General features: G+C 64.7%; 11 protein-coding genes. 2 read left to right on the top strand and 9 right to left on the bottom strand.

The window, feature by feature from the left end; translation table 11 throughout:
* From ACNQVK_RS08745 to ACNQVK_RS08735, 3 genes are read right to left on the bottom strand one after another with little or no spacing between them, the layout of a single operon-like run.
* A complete protein-coding gene (locus ACNQVK_RS08745) occupies window positions 1-1,149 on the bottom strand; it encodes a sulfotransferase family protein (protein ID WP_418029206.1) in 1,149 nt (382 codons plus the stop codon).
* Entirely contained in the window at window positions 1,146-1,925 is a 780-nt protein-coding gene (locus ACNQVK_RS08740) for an SDR family oxidoreductase (RefSeq protein WP_418029205.1), read from the bottom strand. The genes ACNQVK_RS08745 and ACNQVK_RS08740 overlap by 4 nt, the downstream gene beginning before the upstream one ends.
* A gap of 3 nt (window positions 1,926-1,928) precedes the next feature.
* Window positions 1,929-3,056 (bottom strand): hypothetical protein, encoded by a 1,128-nt coding sequence (locus ACNQVK_RS08735; RefSeq protein WP_418029204.1) that lies wholly within the window; start codon window positions 3,054-3,056, stop codon window positions 1,929-1,931.
* Between the two features lie 109 nt (window positions 3,057-3,165).
* Between ACNQVK_RS08735 and ACNQVK_RS08730 the strand changes: the two genes are divergently transcribed.
* Window positions 3,166-4,083 (top strand): IclR family transcriptional regulator, encoded by a 918-nt coding sequence (locus ACNQVK_RS08730; protein ID WP_418029202.1) that lies wholly within the window; start codon window positions 3,166-3,168, stop codon window positions 4,081-4,083.
* Between the two features lie 11 nt (window positions 4,084-4,094).
* Here ACNQVK_RS08730 and ACNQVK_RS08725 read toward each other — a convergent pair whose 3' ends face one another.
* From ACNQVK_RS08725 to ACNQVK_RS08700, 6 genes are all read right to left on the bottom strand, one after another.
* Window positions 4,095-4,418 carry a hemophore-related protein gene (locus tag ACNQVK_RS08725; protein WP_409548333.1) on the bottom strand — a complete coding sequence of 108 codons (324 nt, stop codon included), beginning with the start codon at window positions 4,416-4,418 and terminating at the stop codon, window positions 4,095-4,097.
* 123 nt (window positions 4,419-4,541) lie between these two features.
* A complete protein-coding gene (locus ACNQVK_RS08720; protein WP_418034049.1) occupies window positions 4,542-7,376 on the bottom strand; it encodes an RND family transporter in 2,835 nt (944 codons plus the stop codon).
* Between the two features lie 35 nt (window positions 7,377-7,411).
* Window positions 7,412-10,294 carry an RND family transporter gene (locus ACNQVK_RS08715; RefSeq protein WP_418029201.1) on the bottom strand — a complete coding sequence of 961 codons (2,883 nt, stop codon included), beginning with the start codon at window positions 10,292-10,294 and terminating at the stop codon, window positions 7,412-7,414.
* Entirely contained in the window at window positions 10,291-10,710 is a 420-nt protein-coding gene (locus ACNQVK_RS08710) for an MmpS family protein (protein ID WP_273735035.1), read from the bottom strand. Before ACNQVK_RS08710 ends, ACNQVK_RS08715 begins: the two co-directional genes overlap by 4 nt.
* 304 nt (window positions 10,711-11,014) lie before the next feature.
* Window positions 11,015-11,815, bottom strand: a complete 801-nt coding sequence (locus ACNQVK_RS08705) for an alpha/beta fold hydrolase (RefSeq protein WP_418029200.1) — start codon at window positions 11,813-11,815, stop codon at window positions 11,015-11,017.
* A gap of 23 nt (window positions 11,816-11,838) precedes the next feature.
* Window positions 11,839-13,575: an AMP-binding protein gene (locus ACNQVK_RS08700; protein ID WP_418029199.1), complete on the bottom strand. Its 1,737-nt coding sequence runs from the start codon at window positions 13,573-13,575 to the stop codon at window positions 11,839-11,841.
* A gap of 475 nt (window positions 13,576-14,050) precedes the next feature.
* On the opposite strand from ACNQVK_RS08700, the gene pks2 reads away from it, so the two are divergent.
* The gene (gene pks2 / locus ACNQVK_RS08695) at window positions 14,051-20,323 is read left to right on the top strand and encodes a sulfolipid-1 biosynthesis phthioceranic/hydroxyphthioceranic acid synthase (protein ID WP_418034047.1); all 6,273 of its coding nucleotides are present in this window, start codon (window positions 14,051-14,053) and stop codon (window positions 20,321-20,323) included.
* Window positions 20,324-20,499: the final 176 nt, after the last annotated feature.

The raw sequence follows: 20,499 nt of genomic DNA, 5'->3' as shown, positions 1-20,499 counted from the left end.
CTACAGCCCCTTGAACCGCTCCCTGACCGTCTCGGAGGACAATCCGTAGTCGGCCAGTGAGTAGGTATGTTTCGGTGCGCGGGGCCCCTGCTTGCTGGCGTTGTGACTGTCGATCATCGCTTGCCGTGCGGCGTCGGTGAAGTCCAGCCCGAACGTCCGGTAGATGCCTTCGACCGCACCGATCGGGTCCTCGACGAACTCGAAGTAGTCCACGTCGCAGAACTGGGCCGGATCATGCTTGGCCCGTTCGGCATTGAACAGCTCCAGCCCGCGCGACCAGGTTTCCATGGAGTCTTCGCCGATCACGTTTCCAGTGAATGTGTTGGACCAGCCTGCGGTCGTGTGCTGCGCCAGCGAGCACATCGAGGCCATGATGGTCTCCGCCGGTCGGTGGCACTGGACGACCAGCGCGTCCGGATACGTCGCGAACAGCGCGTCGAGGGCGAACAGGTGACTGGGGTTCTTGAGCACCCAACGCTTTTCGGGCTCGTTGAGGCCGATCAGCTGCAGGTTCTTCCGGTGCCGCGCATACGGCTTGGTCCAGTCCTGCCGGGCCAGCCACTGCGCGTAGGTCGGCACATGGGCCAGCGTCTCGTAGGACACCGAGTGCAACGACTGGCGCAGCAACTGCCAGCATTCCTCGACCTCGTCGGCGGTCATGTAGTGCAGGCCGGTGTAATCCGGGTTCTCTTCGTGCGCCTTCTTGAACCGGGCATCCAGCGCGCTGAAGACCGGGTTGTCCGGCCAGGTTTCCCGCGGCGGCCGCGGCTGCGGGAACTCCGCCAGCCACATCTCCAGTCCCTGGTGCATCGGGTCCGCGGTCAGCAACCGGTGGATGACCGTGGTCCCGGTGCGCGGCAGGCCGGTGACGAAGATCGGCCGCTCGATCGGCACGTCGACGTGCTGCGGGTACTGCTTGAACGCCGCTTCCGAGACGAGACGGGCCACCAACGCGTTCCGGGTGAAGAAGCGCTGCATCTTGCTGCCGAGCTCGGTCAGATCGGCGTCGCGCTGGTAGGACTCCAGCAGCACCCCGAGCGCTTCGGTGTAGTTGTCGTCGTCGGTGCCGAAATCCTCCAGACCGCAGGCCTTTACCGCCGAGGCGTGCAGGTCCTCGACGGTGCCGACATCGGTGCGTGGGGCACTCATGCCTTGTACTCTCCGCAGTTCACATCAAGGGCCTGACCCGTGATGCCGCTCGACAGATCGCTCGCCATGAACAGGATGGCCGAGGCCACCTCGTCCTCGGTCGGCAGCCGCTTGAGATCGGACCCGGCAGCTGACGCGTTGTAGATCTGCTCGACGGTGGTGCCGTACTTCTGCGCCTGATGGTTGAAGTACCCCTCCAGAGTTTCACCCCAGATGTAGCCGGGTAGCACCGAGTTGACCCGGACACCCTTCTCCCCCAGCTCAGTTGACAGGGTCTGCGACATCGCCAGCAGGGCCGACTTCGCCATCTTGTACGCGCCGTACTTGGCCTGTGAATGGCGCACGACCATCGAATTGACGTTCACCACTGAGCCTTTGGCGGCTTCCAGGGCCGGAGTGAAGCCCTGGGTCATGCGCAGTGCACCGAACACGGTCAGCTCGATCGCATCCCGCATGTGCTCGAAGGTGGTGTTGGCGAACGGCTTCATGGACGGTACCCGGAACGCGTTGTTGATCAACACGTCAGCCTTGCCGTACTCCTCCATCGTGCGGGCCACCACGTTGGCGACCTGATCCTCGTCGGTGATGTCGGTGCCCACTGCGAGCGCGCGGCGGCCCAGTGCCGTCACCTCTTTGGCCACGTCCTCGAGCCGCTCCACCGTGCGGGCGGCCAGCACCAGGTCGGCGCCCTCCTCGGCACATCGGCGGGCCAGCGTCGTCCCGAGCCCGGGGCCGACCCCGCTGATCACGACAACCTTGTTCTCCAGGAGTGCCATGCGCTAACCCACCATCCTTTCGCCGATTTGCTTTTGACGCAGGGCGATTCGCTCGCGCCAGTCTTGTTCTGAGATCTTGTTGGAGTCGTAGTGGGGCAATACCGAGGCGATCTGGTCGACGCCGACGATCTCGATGCTCGGGCCGTCGGCTTCGGTGAGCTCGCGTGACACCCGTTGCCACCGGAACTGCAGGTAACCCTTGGTGTGCCCGAGCGTCTCGCACCAGTTGGTGACGCCGGGATTGGCGTCGGACACGATAATGCGGATCTTGCCGTCCGGATCGACCTGGGCCTGCGTGCCGTTCAGAGAGGTCTGATGGTTGATGTAGTCCAGCGAGATGTACCAGAGGCTGCCCAGCTGGAAGCCGAGGTAGGGAGCGTCGCTGACCGGAAGCGTGATGACGATGGCCTGATCGGGCGCCAGATCGTAGTGTCCGACCGAGGAGTACTGGGTGGCCAGTCCGCCCGGCGTCAACCGCGGTGCGGTGAGGGTGTTGACAGGCAGGTTGTCGTAGAACCACTTCGGGAACTGCAGCCACGTCTTGACGCGCTGCACGAGTTGCTTGCCGGCAGTGGCGTAACGCTTCTCGATCAGTTCCTTGGTCAGCAGCGCCGGGGCCGTCCCCGCGGTGTCGGTGCGCGCGATCGCGAACGACCCGCGCTGGGCCGCCCAGTCGTTGTACACCTCACGGATCACCAGTTGCGACGGCGTGGCCGGGGTGAACCGCCACTCGAAGGTGCCGTCGGCGGCGATGTCGAGCTTGCGATCGTCGAACGCGGTTTCACTGTCGGGCACGTTGGCGTCGGTGTACTCACCGCCCAGGAGCTGGAAGCTCACGTCTGTGGTGGTGCCACGGCGTCCGGTGACCACGTACTCGTGGCCGGGCTGGACCCGGGTGCCGAAGTACATGGTGTCGGGGTTGTCCAGGCCCATCTTGGTGAACGGCCCGGTACCGCTGTGCAGGAACGGATGGTCGCGGTCGTAGTCGAACGCGACGTGGGTGCACGCCGCGATACACCCGGCCAGGTATTGCAGGCCCTCGAGGAGATCGGCCTCGGATTCGATGAAGGCAGCCTCGGTCACCAGGCGTTCAGCTTCGGCTATGGCCTCGACCAATGGTTGTGAGTACATCAGCATCTGCTCTCTCGGTCCAATATTGGACCACAGTGGTAGAGTTTCCTACCTGACACTAGAACGCGTTCCAATTCGAGTCAACGCCCGATTGCCGCCAGGAGGACGGATGTCAGACGCCGAATCGGCCGGCCGCGCTTCACCACCCACTGCCCGGGTGGTGGCCATCCTGGATTTCCTGTCCCACCATCCGCAGGAGCGGTTCGGGCTCTCCGAGCTCACCCGCCGGGTCGGGCTGAGCAAGCCGACCTGCCTGGGGATCCTGAGCACGCTCACCGAATCGGGCTATCTGGTGTGCGAAACCGGGGACAACAGCCGGGACAAGTCGTACCGCCTCGGCCCGGCGCTGATCTCGCTCGGCCAGATGGCCCAGGAGTCGATGCGCGTCAACCCGGCGGCACGAGCGGAATTGCGCGCGCTGTCAGCGGCTTTCGACACCTCCGCGGGACTGACCGCCGTCGTCGACGACCGGATCACCGTGCTGGAGCTGATCGGCCCACCAGGCCGGGATCCCGGGGTGAGGGTCGGGCAGAGCTATCCGTTCGCACCGCCGGTAGGACTGATGTTCGTCCTGTGGGACGACGACGCGCTGCGCGCCTGGCTGGCCAAGGTCCCGACCATTCCGCTGCGCACCGAATCCGCCCGGTTGCACCGGGTGATCGAAAGCTGCCGCGCCGACGGATATCTGGTGGAACGACTGACCCCCGGGGGCCGCAGGCTCTACGCACTGATGGCGGGGATGTCGACCAATCTGCCCGACGAACTGCGTGCGCTGCTGAGCGAGTTGGTGTCCGATATCGGCGAGCGGGTGTATCTGCGCGACGAGGGACCGGCCGGCCGAAGGCCACATGACATCAGCGTCATCTCCGCGCCGGTGTTCGACCACTACCAGCGCCAGATCATGGCGGTGTCACTGCACATCGGAACGGCATTGACGGACAAGGAGATCAGCGATCGGGCGCGTGCGCTGGTGGCGACGGCCGACACACTGACCAGGCAGCTCGGCGGAACCAAGCCGACGTACTGAACGCGTTGCGCTCAGAAGTTGTTGCAGGTGTCGAAAACGGTCTGCAACAACCCGAGGTACGGCTGGTTCGCAGGCTGCGCGGCGATCCCCTCGGCCATCCGTTGCCGTTGGTCGCGCCCCGACCCCAGGAACTGCCGCAGCACATCCTGGACCGCCGGCGACGCCCCGGCCATGGGGCTCTGCGCATTCAGTGCCCCCATCACCTGCGGATAGCTACAGGTGGTGTTGACCGCCGAATCCAGCCTGGGGTCCGCGGATGCGACACCCGCGCCGGCGGTCAACAACACCGCCAGACCGCCTACGGCGACAGCCAGTTTGACCGAATTTTGCTTCATGACGTGTAGACCTCCTCCCCCGATTTTCGGACTCTAACGCGCAGAGCTTGATCACTTCCGGGTTTTCGCGATTTGCTGTACCGGAACGGGCCAGGTCTTTGCCGATGAAAACGGTTTGCCGTGTCAGCGTTCGTCGGGAGGCAACAGCAGGGACCGGACCACAGGCCGCGGTCCCGAATCGCGCAACATCGAACTGGCCGGCCGCTGCCGCACCATCTGCGGCCACCAGAACCAGCGGCCCAGCAGCGCGGCGATGGACGGCGTCATGAGGGCGCGGACCACCAGCGTGTCCAACAGCAGACCGATACCGATCGTGGAACCGACCTGGCCGATGATGCGCAGATCGCTGGCCACCATCGACATCATGGTGAACGCGAACACCAGACCCGCGGCGGTCACCACCTTTCCGCTGCCGCCCATGGCCCGGATGATGCCGGTGTTGATCCCCGCCCCGATCTCCTCCTTCATCCGGGATACCAACAGGAGGTTGTAGTCGGATCCGACGGCAAGGAGAACGATCACAGACATCGCGAGCACGAGCCAATGCAGATTGATGCCGAGGATGTGCTGCCAGATGAGCACCGAGAGCCCGAACGCCGCGCCGAGCGACAGCGCCACGGTGCCGACGATGACCAGGGCGGCGATCAGGCTTCGCGTAACCATCAGCATGATGACGAAAATCAGGCAGAGCGCGGCAACCCCCGCGATCAACAGGTCGTACGTCGAGCCGTCACGCATGTCCTTGAACGTCGGAGCGGTACCGGTCAAATAGATCTTGGCGCTCTCCAGAGGAGTCAATTTGAGCGCCTCTTCGGCCGCCCTGTGCACCGCGTCGACCCGTGCAATGCCTTCGGGCGTCGCCGGATCCCCGCGGTGCGAAATGATGAAACGGACCGACTTCCCGTCCGGCGAGAAGAACAGGTTCATCGCGCGTTTGAAGTCCTTGTTCTCCAGAACTTCGGGCGGAATGTAGAACGAGTCATCGTTTCGCGCCGCGTCGAACGCCTGCCCCATCGCGGTGGCGTCCTCGCTCACCTCGTCCATCATGGCGATGGAACCCGCCATGGTGCTGTGCATGGTGAGAATGGCGGCTCGCATCGCCTTCATGCTGTCGATCATCTTCGGGAACTGGGCGATCATCTGGGGCATGAGCACGTCGAGCCGGTCGGTCTCCCGGCTGAGCTCAAATACTCCGTCGGAAACCGCATCGACCCCGTCGAGTGCGTCGAACAGTGATCTTGTCGACCAGCAGAACGGAATATCGAAGCAGTGCGGCTCCCAGTAGAAATAGTTGCGAATGGGCCGGAAGAAATCATCGAAATCAGCAATGTGGTCGCGCAACTCATCGGTGACTTCCGCCAATTCACGCGTGTCCTGCGTCATCAGGTGAGTCGTGTTGATCATTTTCAGGCCAACACCGTAAATACGCTGCGTGATATTGATCATCGTGGTCATATCGTCGGCCTGCTTCAACAGGTCCTTCATGCGATTCTTCTGGAACGGCATGACCTGCTCTTGATTGGCATTCTGCAAGCTGAGCAGGAACGGTATCGAGGTCCGGTCGATCGGGTTGCCCTCGGGCCGAGTTATCGCCTGTACGCGGGATATGCCAGGGACGGCGAAGATCGCCTTGGCCACCTTGTTCAGTATCAGTAGGTCTGCCGGAGTACGCATGTCGTGGTCGGACTCGAGCATGAGGACGTCGGGGGTCATGCGGGACTGCGGAAAGTGCCGCTCCGCGGCCGCATAGCCCACATTGCCAGGAATGTCGGCAGGCACATAGAGGCGGTCGTTGTAGCTGGTCTGATACGCCGGTAGCGCCAGCAAACCGATCAGCGCGATGACACTGGCCGTGACGAGGATGGGTGCCGGCCACCGGACGATCGCTGTCGCCAACCGCCGCCACCGCCGGACGATGATCTTGCGCTTGGGCTCGAACAGCCCGAACCGACCGCCGACTACGAGCGCGGCCGGAACAAGGGTGAGCGCCACCGCGACCGCGACGACCATCGCCACGGCGGTGGGAACGCCCATCGTCTGGAAATACGGCAGCCGCGCGAAACTCAGACAGAAGATCGCCCCGGCAATGGTCAGGCCGGAGCCCAGAACCACCTTCGCCACACTTCGATACGTGGTGTAGAAAGCGGTGTCCCGGTCCTCACCCGCCTGCCGCGCCTCCTGATAGCGCCCGAGGAAAAATATGCCGTAGTCGGTTCCTACCGCGATCCCCAGCGATACCAGCAAGTTGACCGCGAATGTCGACAGCCCGATGACCTGATGTTCACCGAGCAGCGCGACCACTCCACGGGCCGCCTGAACCTGTATCCCCACCATCAGCAGAAGCAGGACCGCGGTGACGATCGAACGGTAGACGAGGAGCAGCATCGTCAGGATCACGACGAGCGACACCACGGTGATCTTGATGATGGACTTGTCTCCGGCGTGGTTCATATCCGAGACCAAGGGCGCGGGGCCCGTGACGTAGGCCTTCAGCCCCGCGGGCGGCGGTGTCCGATCCACGATTCCCCGGACTGCTTCCACGGACTCGTTCGCCAGCGATTCGCCTTGGTTACCAGCCAGATTCAGCTGAACATAAACAGCTTTGTCGTCGGCGCTCTGGACTGCGGGCGCCGTGAGCGGATCACCCCAGTAATCCTGCACGTGCTGCACATGACGGGTGTCGGCGTTCAACTGCCGGACCAGATCGTTGTAGTACCGGTGCGCTTCCTCCCCGAGGGGTTGGTCGCTCTCCAGCACGATCATTGCCACACTGTCGGAATTGGATTCGCCGAAGTTCTTGCCCATACGCTGCGCCGCCTGGAACGACGGGGCGTCCTGGGGAACCAGCGAGACCGAATACTGCCGCCCCACATGTTCGAGCGAGGGGACGGCGAAAGTCAGTACCGCGACGATCACGAGCCAGCCGAGGATGATCAGCACCGCCAGCCGGTGGATCATCCGCGCAATGAACGGTGGACGGTCGTTCACCGCGGTCAGCGTTCGTCGGGTTTCAGCAACAGCGAACGGACCAGTGGGCGAGGGCCGGTGGGCCGCAGAAGCGCGCTGGCGGGCCTCTGGCGAACGTGCAGCGGCCACCAGAACCACCGGCCCAGCAGCGCGGCGATGGACGGTGTCATGAGCGCGCGCACGATCAGGGTGTCGAACAGCAGGCCGATGCCGATCGTGGAACCCACCTGACCGATGGTGCGCACATCGCTGGCCAACAGCGCGAACATCGTCGAGGCGAACACCAGACCCGCTGCCGTCACCACCTTTCCGCTGCCTGCCATGGCGCGGATGATGCCGGTGTTGATACCCGCGCTGATTTCCTCCTTCATCCGGGACACCAGCAACAGGTTGTAGTCAGAACCGACCGCCAGAAGAATGATCAGGGCGATGGCGAGCACGATCCAGTTCAACTGGATTCCGAGAATGTGCTGCCAGATGAGCACCGAGAGCCCGAACGCCGCCCCGAGCGACAGGGCGACGGTCCCCACGATCACCAGGGCCGCGACCAGGCTCCTGATCATGATGAGCATGATGATGAAGATCAGGCACAGCGCGGCTATTCCGGCGATCATCAGGTCATAGGTCGACCCGTCCACCTGATCTTTCGCCATCGCCGAGCTGCCGGTGAGGTACAGCCTGGCGTTTTCCAGCGGCGTTCCCTTGAGGGCCTCCTCGGCAGCGGTCCTGATCGGCTCGACCCGGGCAATACCTTCCGGGGTCGCGGGATCCCCTCGCTGCGAGATCAGTAGGCGCGCCGTTTTCCCGTCCGGTGACAAGAACACGTCCATGACCCGCTTGAAGTCGGCGTTCTTGAAAACCGCGGGAGGGATATAGAAGGAATCGTCGTTCTGGGCGTCGTCGAAAGCTCTGCCCATCGCGGTTGCGCCATCGGACATCTCGTCCATCTGCGCGAGGATGCCAGCCATGGTGCTGCGCATCGACAGCATCATGGTCCGCGTGCTCTGCATTGTCGCGATCATGGCCGGGAACTGGGCGATCATCTGCGGCAGGAGCAGATTGAGTTGATCGAGGTTTCCGATCAGCCGGTGCATCGTCACGGTGAGCTTGTCGACACCGTCGAGCGCCTCGAAAAGGGACTTGATCGACCAGCACAGCGGGATGTTGTAGCAGTGCGGCTCCCAATACAGGTAATTGCGAACCGGCCGCCAGAAGTCGTCGAAGTCCGCCATGTGGTCCCGCAACTCGAGCGTGACGTCTTCCAGGTCGTGCGTTTTCTGGACCACGCTGTTGGTCGCGACAGCGAGTTGCTGCATCAACTCGAACATGCGCTGCATCACGGCAATGGTTTTCGAGATCTCGTCGGCCTGGGTGAGCAGATCATTCATCCGGGCCTTCTGAAATGGCAACAGCTGCAGCTGGCCCGCATTCGAGGCACTGATGATGAACGGAATCGTGGTGTGCTTGAGAGGAATTCCCTCTGGCCGGGTCGCCGACTGCACCCGGGAAACCCCGGGAACGGAGAGCACACCTTTGGCGAGCTTGTTCAGGATCAGGAAGTCCGCCGGATTACGCATGTCATGGTCTGCCTCTACCAACAACACGTCGGGCGATGCCATCAGCGACTGCGTGAAGTGCCGGGCGGCAGCGTCGTACCCGGCATTGGCGGGAATGTCCTTGGGCAGGTACTGCTGGTCGTTGTAGCCGGGCTGGTAGGCGGGCAGTGCCAACAGGCCGATCAGCGATACAGCGCAGGCCGCCACGAGGATTGGCGCGGGCCAGCGAACGATCGCCGTGCCGATCCGGCGCCACCGGCGGACACTGATCTTGCGTTTGGGCTCGAACAGTTTGAATCGGCTACCCAGCGACAGGACGGCCGGGATCAGCGTCAGTGCCACCGCAACCGCCACCACCATGCCCAGAGCGCACGGGATACCGAGGGTCCGGAAGTAGGGCAGGCGGGTGAAGCTGAGGCAGAAGACCGCGCCGGCGATGGTCAATCCAGAAGCCAGCACCACCTTGCCGACGCTGCGATACGTGGTGTAGAAGGCGGCTTCCCGGTCCTCACCCGCCTGGCGCGCCTCTTGATAGCGCCCGACGAAAAAGATGCCGTAGTCGGTGCCCGCCGCGATGCCGAGGGTCACCAGAAGGTTGACGGCATAGGTGGACAGGCCGATGACGCCCTGATCGCCGAGGAGCGCGACGACTCCTCGCGCTACCTGCAATTGGAGTCCCACCAAGATAAGCAGGATCACCGCCGTGAAGATCGAACGGAAGAAGAACAGGAGCATCGCCAGGATGACCGCGAGGCTCAGCCCCGTCACCAACAGGACCGTCCGGTTCCCGCTCGCACTCAGATCGGCGACTATCGCCGCTGGACCGGTGACATAGGCTTTGACACCCGGAGGCGGCGAACTCCGATCGACGATGCCCCGGACCGCTTCCAGTGACTCATTCGACAGTGCTTGGCCTAGATCGCCCGCGAGACCCATCTGGACGTACACGGCCTTGTTGTCGGCGCTTTCGGCCGCGCCCGCGGTGAGCGGATCCCCCCAGAAGTCCTGCACGTGCTGCACATGCGCCGGGTCCGCCTTCAGCTGACGGACCAGATCGTTGTAGTAGCGGTGGGCCTCGTCACCGAGGGGCTGTTCGCCCTCCAGGACGATGATCGCCACGCTGTTCGAGGTGGCTTCGCCGAAGTTCTCCCCCATTCGCTGGATCGCCTCGAACGAGGGCGCATCGTTGGGGATCAGCGATACGGAGTGCTCTTTCTCCACCTGCTCCAGCGGAGGGACGACCGCAGCCAGGACATAGGCGATCACCACCCAGCCGATGATGATCGGCACCGCCAGCAGGCGGATCATCCGCGCGATGAACGGCGGTTTGGCGGTGGTTGCCTGGTTACTCATGCTGCCTTCAGAAGGCAGTAGGTGAACGCGCTTTCGCCGGTCTCGACCTTCTCCGCCTTGACCTCGTCATCCACGATGATCCGACAGCCGATTCTGTTGCTGTCGCCCTGCGCAATGACGTTGACCATGGCCGTGGCCTCCGTCATCGGGAACTTCAACGACCACGGCAGGCTCGCCCCTTCGACGAACCGCGGCTCTGCATCGACATCGAAGTAGCTGATGTTCGCCACCGTTCCCGGTGGCCCGAACACCTCGTACACCAGTTGTTTGGGGTCGTAGGGCTTACGTTCCTCGAGCTCTGTGTCGGCGTACGCGGGGCGCGACTGAGAGCCGAACACACCGTGCAGTCGCATGACGGTGAAACCCCCGGCACCGAGGACGACCAATACCAGTAGCGGAATCCATAACCGCTTCAGAACCCCCAAAGCACGAACCCCCTGAATCCGTGGCCTAGTCCGGACAATCCAAGTTGCAGGAACCGGCGATGCACATATTCCGCCACCCATGGCATGCCGGCAACCCGAATGCGGTACGCATCCCAGACCGGCCGTGAGGAGGGATCACGGCATACACGCGGCACATCGAGCAGGACAATCCGGACCTGACCAGTAGAGCATTCAGGTGACCTCCCATATCTGCCCATTCCCAAGGTGATACGGGATCGTAATGCATTTTGCGTGGCCTCCGGCGCGGAACGGAATTTAACGCGGCTAACGGTTCTCACGGCGCTGAATGACCATTGTTTGACTCTGCAAAGAAATTCAAGATTATCGAGTTCACTGCATTAGGCCGTTCCAGGAATCCGAGGTGCCCGGCGTCGGCGATCTCGACGTAGCGCCCGTGCGGCAGCGCATCTGCCACCTCCGCTCCGAGATGCGGCGGCATCACCAGGTCATCGGCGAATCCGATCACGAGTACCGGTGTGGTGATCGTCCGGTAGGCGGGCCTGCGGTCGTTCTGCGGGGCCACACCGTACTGAGCGCGAACCCCCGGTGTCAGCTTCGCCGGCCACCTGGTGAAAGTGTCGATCCAGTCCCGGACGACGGCCTCATTGTTCAAGGTCTTCGGTGAAAAGTTCTCCAGTAGGCGCAGTTTCGCCTCATACGTGGCCGGCAACTCGACGTCGGCCCTGGCAAGGTCGCGTTCGGCGGTTCGGAAGAACTCGCGCGTCAGATCGTGGCGCCCCCGGGTCGCCATCAGCGCGGCCTGGCTCACCAAACCGGGCCGGGACAGCATCAGTTCCTGTGCGATATATGAGCCCATCGAGACCGCGACCACCCGGACCGATGCGATGTCGAGTCGCTCGAGCAACTGCACGGTGTCGGCAACCATCGTTGCCGACGAGAAGCCATCCGTATCCGCCGTCGCGCCGACGCCCCTGTTGTCGAACGTGATGACCCGATAGCCCGCGGCACGAAATGCCGGTACCTGATAGAGATCCCAGGTGCGTCCGACGCCGCCCTGCCCGGCGATGAACAGCACAGGCTCACCGTCGCCACGGTCGTCGTAGGCCAGGTTCACGTCCTACCCGCCCGGACAGGTAACTATGCGTCCAGGCGGGCGAACTCGCCCTGCCGGTACTGATCGACGCACGCCGCACGCCGGACCTTGCCGCTCGTCGTGATCGGAATCGAACCAGGTGGTACCAGAACCAGATCCGCGACGCCCAGGCTGTGCGTGTTGAAGATCGCCGAGGTCACTTCGCGCTTGACGGCGGAGAGCTGGTCCGCGGGCGCCTCGGGCGACTCGGCCCGCTTCCTGACCTCGATGATGACGACGAGCTTCTCGGTATGGCCGTCCGGCACCGCGATAGCTGCACACCGGCTCCGGCTGATCTCCTGAATCGTCGCCTCGATGTCGTCGGGCGAGTGATTACGCCCGTAGACGATCAGCAGGTCCTTGATGCGACCGATGACGAACAGTTCGCCGTCGAACATGAATCCCGAGTCCCCGGTGCGCAGCCAAGGCCCCTCAGGCGTGCCGGCCGACGGAGCGACGAGCCTCGCACCGAACGTGGACTCGGACTCCTGCGGCCTGTGCCAGTAGCCGCTCGCGACGTTGTCCCCGTGCACCCAGATCTCCCCTACGGCGCCGGCCGGACACTCGGTACGCGTCTCGGAATCGGCGATCCGGATCGTCGGCGAAACCGGGATGCCGTAGCTGACCAGCGGTGTGCCTGCACCGTTCTGGCAGCGCAGCGCAGTGCCCGCGGTCAGCGACTCCGATTCGAAGCGCACGATCGCCGGCGGTTCGCCCGACTCACGTGTCGCGACGTACACCGTGGCTTCGGCAAGACCGTAGGACGGCCGTATCGCCGACGCGCCCAGGTTCAGCCGGGAGAAGCGCTGGGTGAAGCGCTCGAGTGTCGCCGGGTGCACTCGTTCGCTGCCGGTGATGATGGCGAGCACATTCGACAGGTCGAGACCGGCCATGTCATCGTCCGAGGTCTTCCGCACCGCCAGTTCGAACGCGAAGTTCGGTGCGGCGGTGTAGGTGCGACCGTTCGTGGCCAGCATCTGCATCCACCGGGCCGGCCGTTGCAGGAACGCCACCGGGCTCATCAGCACGGCCGGGACCCCGGCGAGCACCGGCGCGCACACTCCCAGATACAAGCCCATGTCGTGATAGAAGGGCAGCCACGACACGATGGTGGAGCCTTCCGGGATGACATTGTTGAATTCCGCGAAGTAGCCCGACGTCAACTGTTCGTAGTTGGCCAGCAGGTTCCGGTGCGACATCATCACCCCGGCCGGCCGGCGAGTCGACCCGGATGTGTACTGCAAATAGGCCGTGTCCGTGACACTTTCGCTCTGCAACCCACCGCGGGCCGGGGCACTGAAATCCAACGTGTCGACCTCGACGATCGCCGGAGCCGATGCGGAATCCGATCTCACGTACTCGGCCACCACGCCCGCGACTGCCGATGTGGTGAGGATGACCGTCGGCGCCGCGTCCTGCAGCACCGAGCTGACCCGCTCATCGCTGACGCCACCGAGCGGAACCGCCAGCGGAACGGCGATTCGCCCCGCTTGCATCGCGCCGAAAAAGGCCACGATGTAGTCCAGCCCCTGCGGCGCCAGGATGAGTGCACGGTCGCCCGGTGCGCCTATGCTGCCGAGTTCTCGCGCAACGCCGCACGCACGGCGATACAGCTGCGAGTACGTCAGGCTCTCTGCCGTGCCGTCCCAATTATTTTCGTAATCAATAAACGTCGCTGCCGTGTCTTCGCCCTGCAGGCCAGCACGCTCCCGCAGCAACGTCAAAATGGATGCCTCGCCCACGCAGGTCAGGGTATCGCGGTAATCATGACCGCATATCCGGAACCATCAGCAAATTCCAATTCAATGACCATATGAATCACACGAACGTCATTACCACCCGCCTCACCACCACGAGCGAACAGTGTCGCACCCGCTGCGATGGCCTCTGATCTTGACTGTCATACCCTTTGCCGCGAAAGCGCCGCGAAGTGCTTGCGATCGTTCCTATCTCACCCGTGGATTGATCGGATTCGGAGACAACATTCTGCAGCGAACATACTGTTATTGATTGTGACCGCCCTCGACGGGCGCTGAGCCACCAATGGCCGCACCACACTGGCGGCCTATTTCTGTGGTCCGGCGGACGAATACAGGGTATCGAGCCTGACAGCGGCCGAACCGCGGAAAGGCCTGCCGGGAGGAGGGGCAATTGACCGCATCCGAGATCGTGAGCGGGGGGCGTCCAGGTGCGGAAACCGGGACTGAAGCACCTCGGCTGCCCGTCACGCCGGTCACTCCCATTGCCGTCATCGGCATGTCCTGCCGGCTCCCCGGTGGCATCGACTCCCCCGAACTCCTGTGGGAGGCCCTGATTCGGGGCGATGACTTCGTCACCGAAGTTCCGCCCGACCGTTGGGACGCCGACGAGTACTACGACCCGGAGCCCGGGGTGCCCGGTCGGTCGGTGTCGAAGTGGGGCGCTTTCCTCGACGACGTCGCCGGCTTCGATGCCGACTTCTTCGGTATCAACGAACGCGAGAGTGCCGCACTCGATCCCCAGCACCGGTTGTTGCTGGAAACCTCCTGGGAGGCCATGGAGCACGCGGGCCTCACGCGGGAGGCCCTGTCGGACTCGCTGACCGGTGTGTTCGTCGGACTGACGCACGCCGACTACCAGATGCTGGCCGCCGACGCCCAGTCCTTGGAAGCGGCATACGGCTTCAGCGGCAACAACTTCAGCCTGGCGTCCGGCCGGATCGCCTACGCCCTCGGGGTCCACGGGCCTGCGCTCACGGTGGACACGGCGTGTTCGTCCGGTCTGACGGCGATACACCTGGCCTGCCGCAGCCTGCACGAGGGCGAAAGCGATTTCGCGTTGGCCGGCGGTGCCACTTTGGCATTGGACCCGCGCAAGTTCGCGTCGGGTTCAGCGGAGGGAATGCTCTCGGCGACCGGACGCTGCCATGCCTTCGATGCCGCGGCCGACGGTTTCGTAGGCGGCGAAGGCTGCGTCATGGTGTTGCTCAAGCGGTTGCCGGACGCCGCGCGCGATGGCGACCGGATCCTGGCCGTCATCCGCGGCACGGCCGCCAATCAGGACGGTCATACCGTGAACATCGCGACGCCGTCGGATGCCGCACAGACCGCGGTGTACCGAGCGGCGTTGACCGCGGCCGGAGTGGACCCCGGCACGGTCGGCATGGTCGAGGCGCACGGCACCGGTACGCCGGTGGGCGACCCGATCGAGTACTCCAGCCTGGCCAAGGTGTACGGCGTCGACGGCCCCTGCGCGCTCGCGTCCGTGAAGACCAACATGGGGCATGCCCAGGCAGCCTCCGGAGCCATCGGGCTGATGAAGGCGGTCCTCGCGATACAGCACGGCGTGGTGCCACAGAACCTGCACTTCACCCGCCTTCCCGACAAGCTCGCCGAAATCCAGACCAATCTCTTTGTGCCCCAGGAGACAACACCGTGGTGCACCAACGGGCATCACCCCCGGCGGGCGGCGGTGTCGTCGTATGGGCTGTCGGGGACCAATGTGCACGCCGTCTTGGAGCAGGCACCGGTCCCGGCGCCAGAGCCCGCAGCTGCAGACTCCGCGCCCCCGGCATCGCCGGCACCCATGCTGTTCCCGTTGTCGTCCACCTCGGCCGACGAGCTGCGCCACACGGCCGGCCGGCTGGCCGACTGGATACAGGCACACGAGGATGTCGTCCTACCGGATCTCTCCTACACCCTGGCGCGCCGACGCGTGCACCGGCCGGTGCGCACCGCCGTCAGCGCGAACACCCGACCTGATCTCATCGCCGCGTTGCGCGAGGTCGCCGACGGCGACACTCCCTACCAAGCCGCGGTCGGTCGCGACGACCGCGGCCCGGTCTGGGTGTTCTCCGGTCAGGGTTCGCAGTGGGCCGGCATGGGCGCCGAGCTCTTGGCGACCGAACCGGTGTTCGCCGCCACGGTGGCGCAGGCCGAGCCGATCATTGCCGCCGAGTCAGGATTCTCGGTGACCGAGGCGATGTCCGCGCCGGAGGTCGTTACCGGTCAGGACCGGTTGCAGCCGACGTTGTTCACCATGCAGGTCGCCATGGCCGCCACCATGAAGGCGCACGGGGTGCGGCCCGGAGCCGTCATCGGCCACTCCCTGGGTGAGGCCGCGGCAGCTGTCGTCGCCGGGGCGCTGTCGTTGGAGGACGGGCTGCGACTCATCTGCCGCCGGTCCCGGCTGATGTCCCGGATCGCTGGAAAGGGCGCCACCGCAGCGGTGGAGTTGCCTGCAAAACAGGTGCTTTCGGAGCTGACCGGCCGCGGTATCAACGATGTCGTGGTGGCGGTGGTGGCTTCGCCACAGTCCACCGTGATCGCAGGCACCACACAGACGGTGCGCGATCTCGTGACGGATTGGGAGCAACGTGGGGTGATGGCTCGCGAGGTTCCCGTCGATGTCGCCTTCCACTCACCGCAGGTCGAGCCGATCGTCGACGATCTGGCCGAGGCGCTTGCCGACCTCAAACCCATGACACCGGAGATTCCGTTCTATTCGGCGACCCTGTTCGACCCGCGCGAACAGCCGGTCTGCGATGCCGACTACTGGGTGACCAACATGCGAAGGATGGTGCGCTTCGCCACCGCCGTACAAGCCGCGCTGGAGGACGGCTACCGCGTGTTCGCCGAGCTTTCGCCACATCCGCTGCTCACCCGAGCGCTCGAACAGACCGCAAGCGGCCGCGAGACGCCGATGGCCGCCCTGACCGCGATGCGCAGACAGCAAGAGATGCCGGATGGGCTGCGCGGACTCCTCGTCGATCTGCACAGTGCAGGCGCTGCGATCGATTTCTCTGCCCTGTGCCCCGACGGTCGGCTGGTGGATGCACCGCTGCCGACCTGGACACACCGCCGATTGTGGCTCAGCGGCGGTGGTCAGGAACACCCGACCCACGGCGGTTGCACCATCGCAGTCCACCCGCTGCTGGGCGCCAACGTGCGGCTGCACGAGGAACCGGAACGCTACGTGTGGCAGGCCGACGTCGGCACGGCCGCCCAGCCGTGGCTCGCAGATCACAAAATACGCACTGTTGCAGTGCTTCCGGGTGCGGCGTACTGCGAGATGGCGCTGGCTGCGGCCCAGGCCGTGCTGGGTGAGACTTCCGAAGTCCGTGACATCCGGTTCGAGCAGGCACTGCTTCTGGACGAACAGACAGTGGTCGGCGCTTCCGCCTCGGTGTCATCACCCGGCGTGGCCGCATTCACCGTCGAGACCGACGAGGAGGGCCAGCAAGCTCGGCACGCAACCGCGGTCCTGCACGCCGCAGCGGACGAGCAACCGCCTGCGTACGACATGTCGGCGGTCGTTACCGCCCACCCCTGCGACGAAGACGGCGCCGAAGTGCGTAATCGGGTGGGCCAGCATGGCATTCAGTACGGTCCGGCGTTCACCGGCTTGGTCACCGTGCGTACCAGCGAGGCGGAAGCCCGCACGGTCCTCGCCGAGGTCGCCCTTCCCCGCTCGATCCGCTCCCAACAGGACGCGTACGGCGTCCACCCGGCTCTTCTGGATGCCTGCTTCCAATCGGTCGAGGCACATCCCGACGTTCAGGCGCTCGGCGGCGACGTACTGGGATTGCCTCTGGGCGTGCGGCGGCTACGCGCTTACCACTCGGCCCGCAACGCGCACTACTGCTACACGCGATTGATCAAGGCCGACGCAACCGGTATCGAGGCCGACATCGATGTGCTCGACAAGGACGGCACAGTCCTGCTGACCGTGCAGGGGCTTCGCCTTGGCACCGGCGCCTCCGGCAGCGGACACGACGATCAGGTTCTCAGCGAACGACTGCTGACGGTCGAATGGCGACAGCGCGACCTGCCCGAGGTCGAATACGCCGAAGCCGGATCCTGGTTGCTCATCAGCGCCTCGGAAGGTCCCGACGCGGCAACCGACACGTTGAGCAGCATCCTGAAAGACCGTGGCGCACAGTGCACCACGATGAGCTGGCCCAATCAGGCCGACGACTCATTGACCTGCGCCCAGCTCGGCAACCATCTGCGAGCCGGCCGATTCACCGCCGTGGTGATCCTGACATCGCCGAACAGTGGTGATCACACCGACCAGTCACCATTGCTGGGTCGCGAGTACGTGCGTCATCTGGTGCACATCACCCGCGAACTACCGGAGGTGAGCGGAGAACTCCCTCGCCTGTACGTCGTAACCCGCAATGCCCAGACGGTGGTGGCCGGCGACGTGGCCAATCTCGATCAGGCGGAGCTACGGGGCCTGATCCGCGTCATCGGCACCGAACATCCGCACCTGACCGCCACCCAGATCGACATCGACGAGGCCACCGGCGTGGAGCAGGTTGCACAGCAACTGCTCAGCGGATCCGACGAAGACGAAACCGCGTGGCGCAATGGCCGGTGGTACACCGCACGGCTATGTCTCGCCCCGCTGCGCCCCGAGGAGCGGCAGACCACCGTCGCGCATCTCGAGCGCGACCGGATGCGACTGCAGATCCGTACGCCGGGCGACCTGGAGTCAATGGAACTCGTTTCCTGCGAACATGTTCCCCCGGGGCCGGGCCAGATCGAGGTCGCGGTCAGCGCGTCCAGCATCAACTTCGCCGACGTGCTGGTCGCATTCGGCCGCTACCCCGCGTTCGACGGGCGTCTGCCCCAACTCGGTATCGACTTCGCCGGGCTGGTGACCGCAGTCGGGCCCGACGTCACCGACCACAAGGTCGGCGATCGGGTCGGAGGTCTGTGCGCCGACGGCTGCTGGGGCACGTTCGTCACCTGCGACGCCCGCCTGGCCGCCACCTTGCCTGCCGGCCTGACGGACGCCGAGGCGGCCGCACTGACCATTGCGACCGCCACCGCCTACTACGGGCTGAACGACATGGCCCGGATCAAATCCGGCGACAAGGTGCTGATCCACTCCGCGACGGGCGGGGTCGGCCAGGCGGCGATGGCCATCGCGCGCGCCGCCGGTGCGGAGATCTTCGCCACCGCCGGCAGCGAGCAGCGCAGACAACTTCTGCGCGACATGGGCGTCGAACACGTCTACGACTCGCGGACTTTGGAGTTCGCCGATCAGATCCGCCAGGACACCGACGGATACGGCGTGGACATCGTGCTGAATTCGGTGACGGGTGCCGCCCAGCGGGCGGGCCTCGAATTGCTGGCATTCGGTGGGCGATTCGTGGAGATCGGCAAGCGCGACATCTACGGCGACACCCGGTTGGGGCTGTTCCCCTTCCGGCGCAACCTGTCGTTCTACGCCGTCGATCTGGCGCTGATGTCCGTCAGCCATCCGGATCGGCTCCGGGAGTTGCTGGAAACGGTGTATCTGCTGACCGCCGAGGGTGATCTGCCGATGCCCGAGGTCACCCACTTCCCACTTGCCGACGCCGCCACCGCGATTCGAATGATGAGCGGCGCGCAGCACACCGGCAAGCTCGTGCTGGACATCCCGCATACCGGCTCGAGTCGGCTGGTGGTTCCGCCCGCACAGGTGCGGGTGTTCCGGCCCGACGGTGCGTACATCATCACCGGCGGCCTCGGGGGCCTTGGATTGTTCATGGCCGAGAGGATGGCGGTCAACGGGTGTGGACGTATCGTGTTGTCCTCTCGCTCGCAGCCGAGCGCTCAGGCATCGGCATTGCTCGAGCGGATCCGCGCGACCGGGGCCGACTTGGTCGTCGAGTGCGGCGACATCGCCGAGTCCGGCACCGCGGAGCGGTTGGTGGCCGCAGCGACTGCCGGTGGGCTCGAAGTACGCGGCGTACTGCACGCAGCGGGCGTGATCGAGGACGCCGCACTGACGAACATCACAGATGAGCTGATCGAACGAGACTGGGCACCAAAGGTTTACGGTGCGTGGAATCTGCACACCGCCACCGCGGACCAGCCTTTGGACTGGTTCTGCTCATTCTCGTCGGCAGCCGCGCTGGTCGGCTCCCCCGGGCAGGGGGCTTACGCTGCCGCCAACAGCTGGCTGGATGCCTTCAGCCTGTGGCGGCGCTCCCAGGGGCTGCCGGGCACGGCCATCGCCTGGGGTGCCTGGGGGCAGATCGGCCGCGGCACGGCCCTGGCCGAAGGCGCCGGAATCGCCATCGCTCCTGACGAGGGCGCGTATGCGTTCGAAGCACTGCTGCGTCACGATCGCGCCTACACCGGATACGCGCCGATTACGGGCGCGCCATGGTTGTCGGTGTTCGCCGAACGCAGCCCCTTCGCCGAGGCATTCCGATCAACCGGCCAAAGCGCAACGGGCACCAGCAAGTTGCGCGCCGAACTCGACGAGCTGCCGCCCGACGAGTGGGCCGCCAAGCTGCGGCACGTGATCTCCGATCAGGTCAGCGTGATCCTGCGCCGCAGTGTCGATCCGGACCGCCCCCTTTCCGAGTACGGCATGGACTCTCTGGGAGCCCTCGAACTACGCACCCGCATCGAGAACGAAACGGGTATCCGGATCTCGGCCACCGGTATCACGACCGTGCACGGTTTGGCAGACCTGCTGTGCGAAAAGCTTCTTCCTGCAGGGGCAGCCTGACATGCGGTGGATTCAAACGGTCGGGACGGGTCGACTACAGCAAATGCCGAAACGGATACGAGGCCGGCCTGCCCGCGCATCGCGCGAACCAGCTCCCGAGCCATATACCGGTCCATCTGCCACCTCCCCCACGGAGATGACGACGCACTCCCGCCGTATCGACAGTTCCTGATCGG

It is taken from the genome of Mycobacterium sp. 134 (assembly GCF_048282715.1).
GTDB classification, from domain to species: Bacteria; Actinomycetota; Actinomycetes; order Mycobacteriales; family Mycobacteriaceae; genus Mycobacterium; species Mycobacterium septicum.
The sequence above is the reverse complement of the archived record's forward strand: the minus strand, read 5'-3'. Positions and strand labels throughout refer to the sequence as shown.

Bases quoted from the DNA above. Each gene is read 5' to 3' on its own strand.
- ACNQVK_RS08745 (WP_418029206.1), bottom strand. From the start codon at position 1,149: ATGAGTGCCCCACGCACCGATGTCGGCACCGTCGAGGACCTGCACGCC.
- ACNQVK_RS08740 (WP_418029205.1), bottom strand. From the start codon at position 1,925: ATGGCACTCCTGGAGAACAAGGTTGTCGTGATCAGCGGGGTCGGCCCC.
- ACNQVK_RS08735 (WP_418029204.1), bottom strand. From the start codon at position 3,056: ATGTACTCACAACCATTGGTCGAGGCCATAGCCGAAGCTGAACGCCTG.
- ACNQVK_RS08730 (WP_418029202.1), top strand. From the start codon at position 3,166: ATGTCAGACGCCGAATCGGCCGGCCGCGCTTCACCACCCACTGCCCGG.
- ACNQVK_RS08725 (WP_409548333.1), bottom strand. From the start codon at position 4,418: ATGAAGCAAAATTCGGTCAAACTGGCTGTCGCCGTAGGCGGTCTGGCG.
- ACNQVK_RS08720 (WP_418034049.1), bottom strand. From the start codon at position 7,376: ATGATCCACCGGCTGGCGGTGCTGATCATCCTCGGCTGGCTCGTGATC.
- ACNQVK_RS08715 (WP_418029201.1), bottom strand. From the start codon at position 10,294: ATGAGTAACCAGGCAACCACCGCCAAACCGCCGTTCATCGCGCGGATG.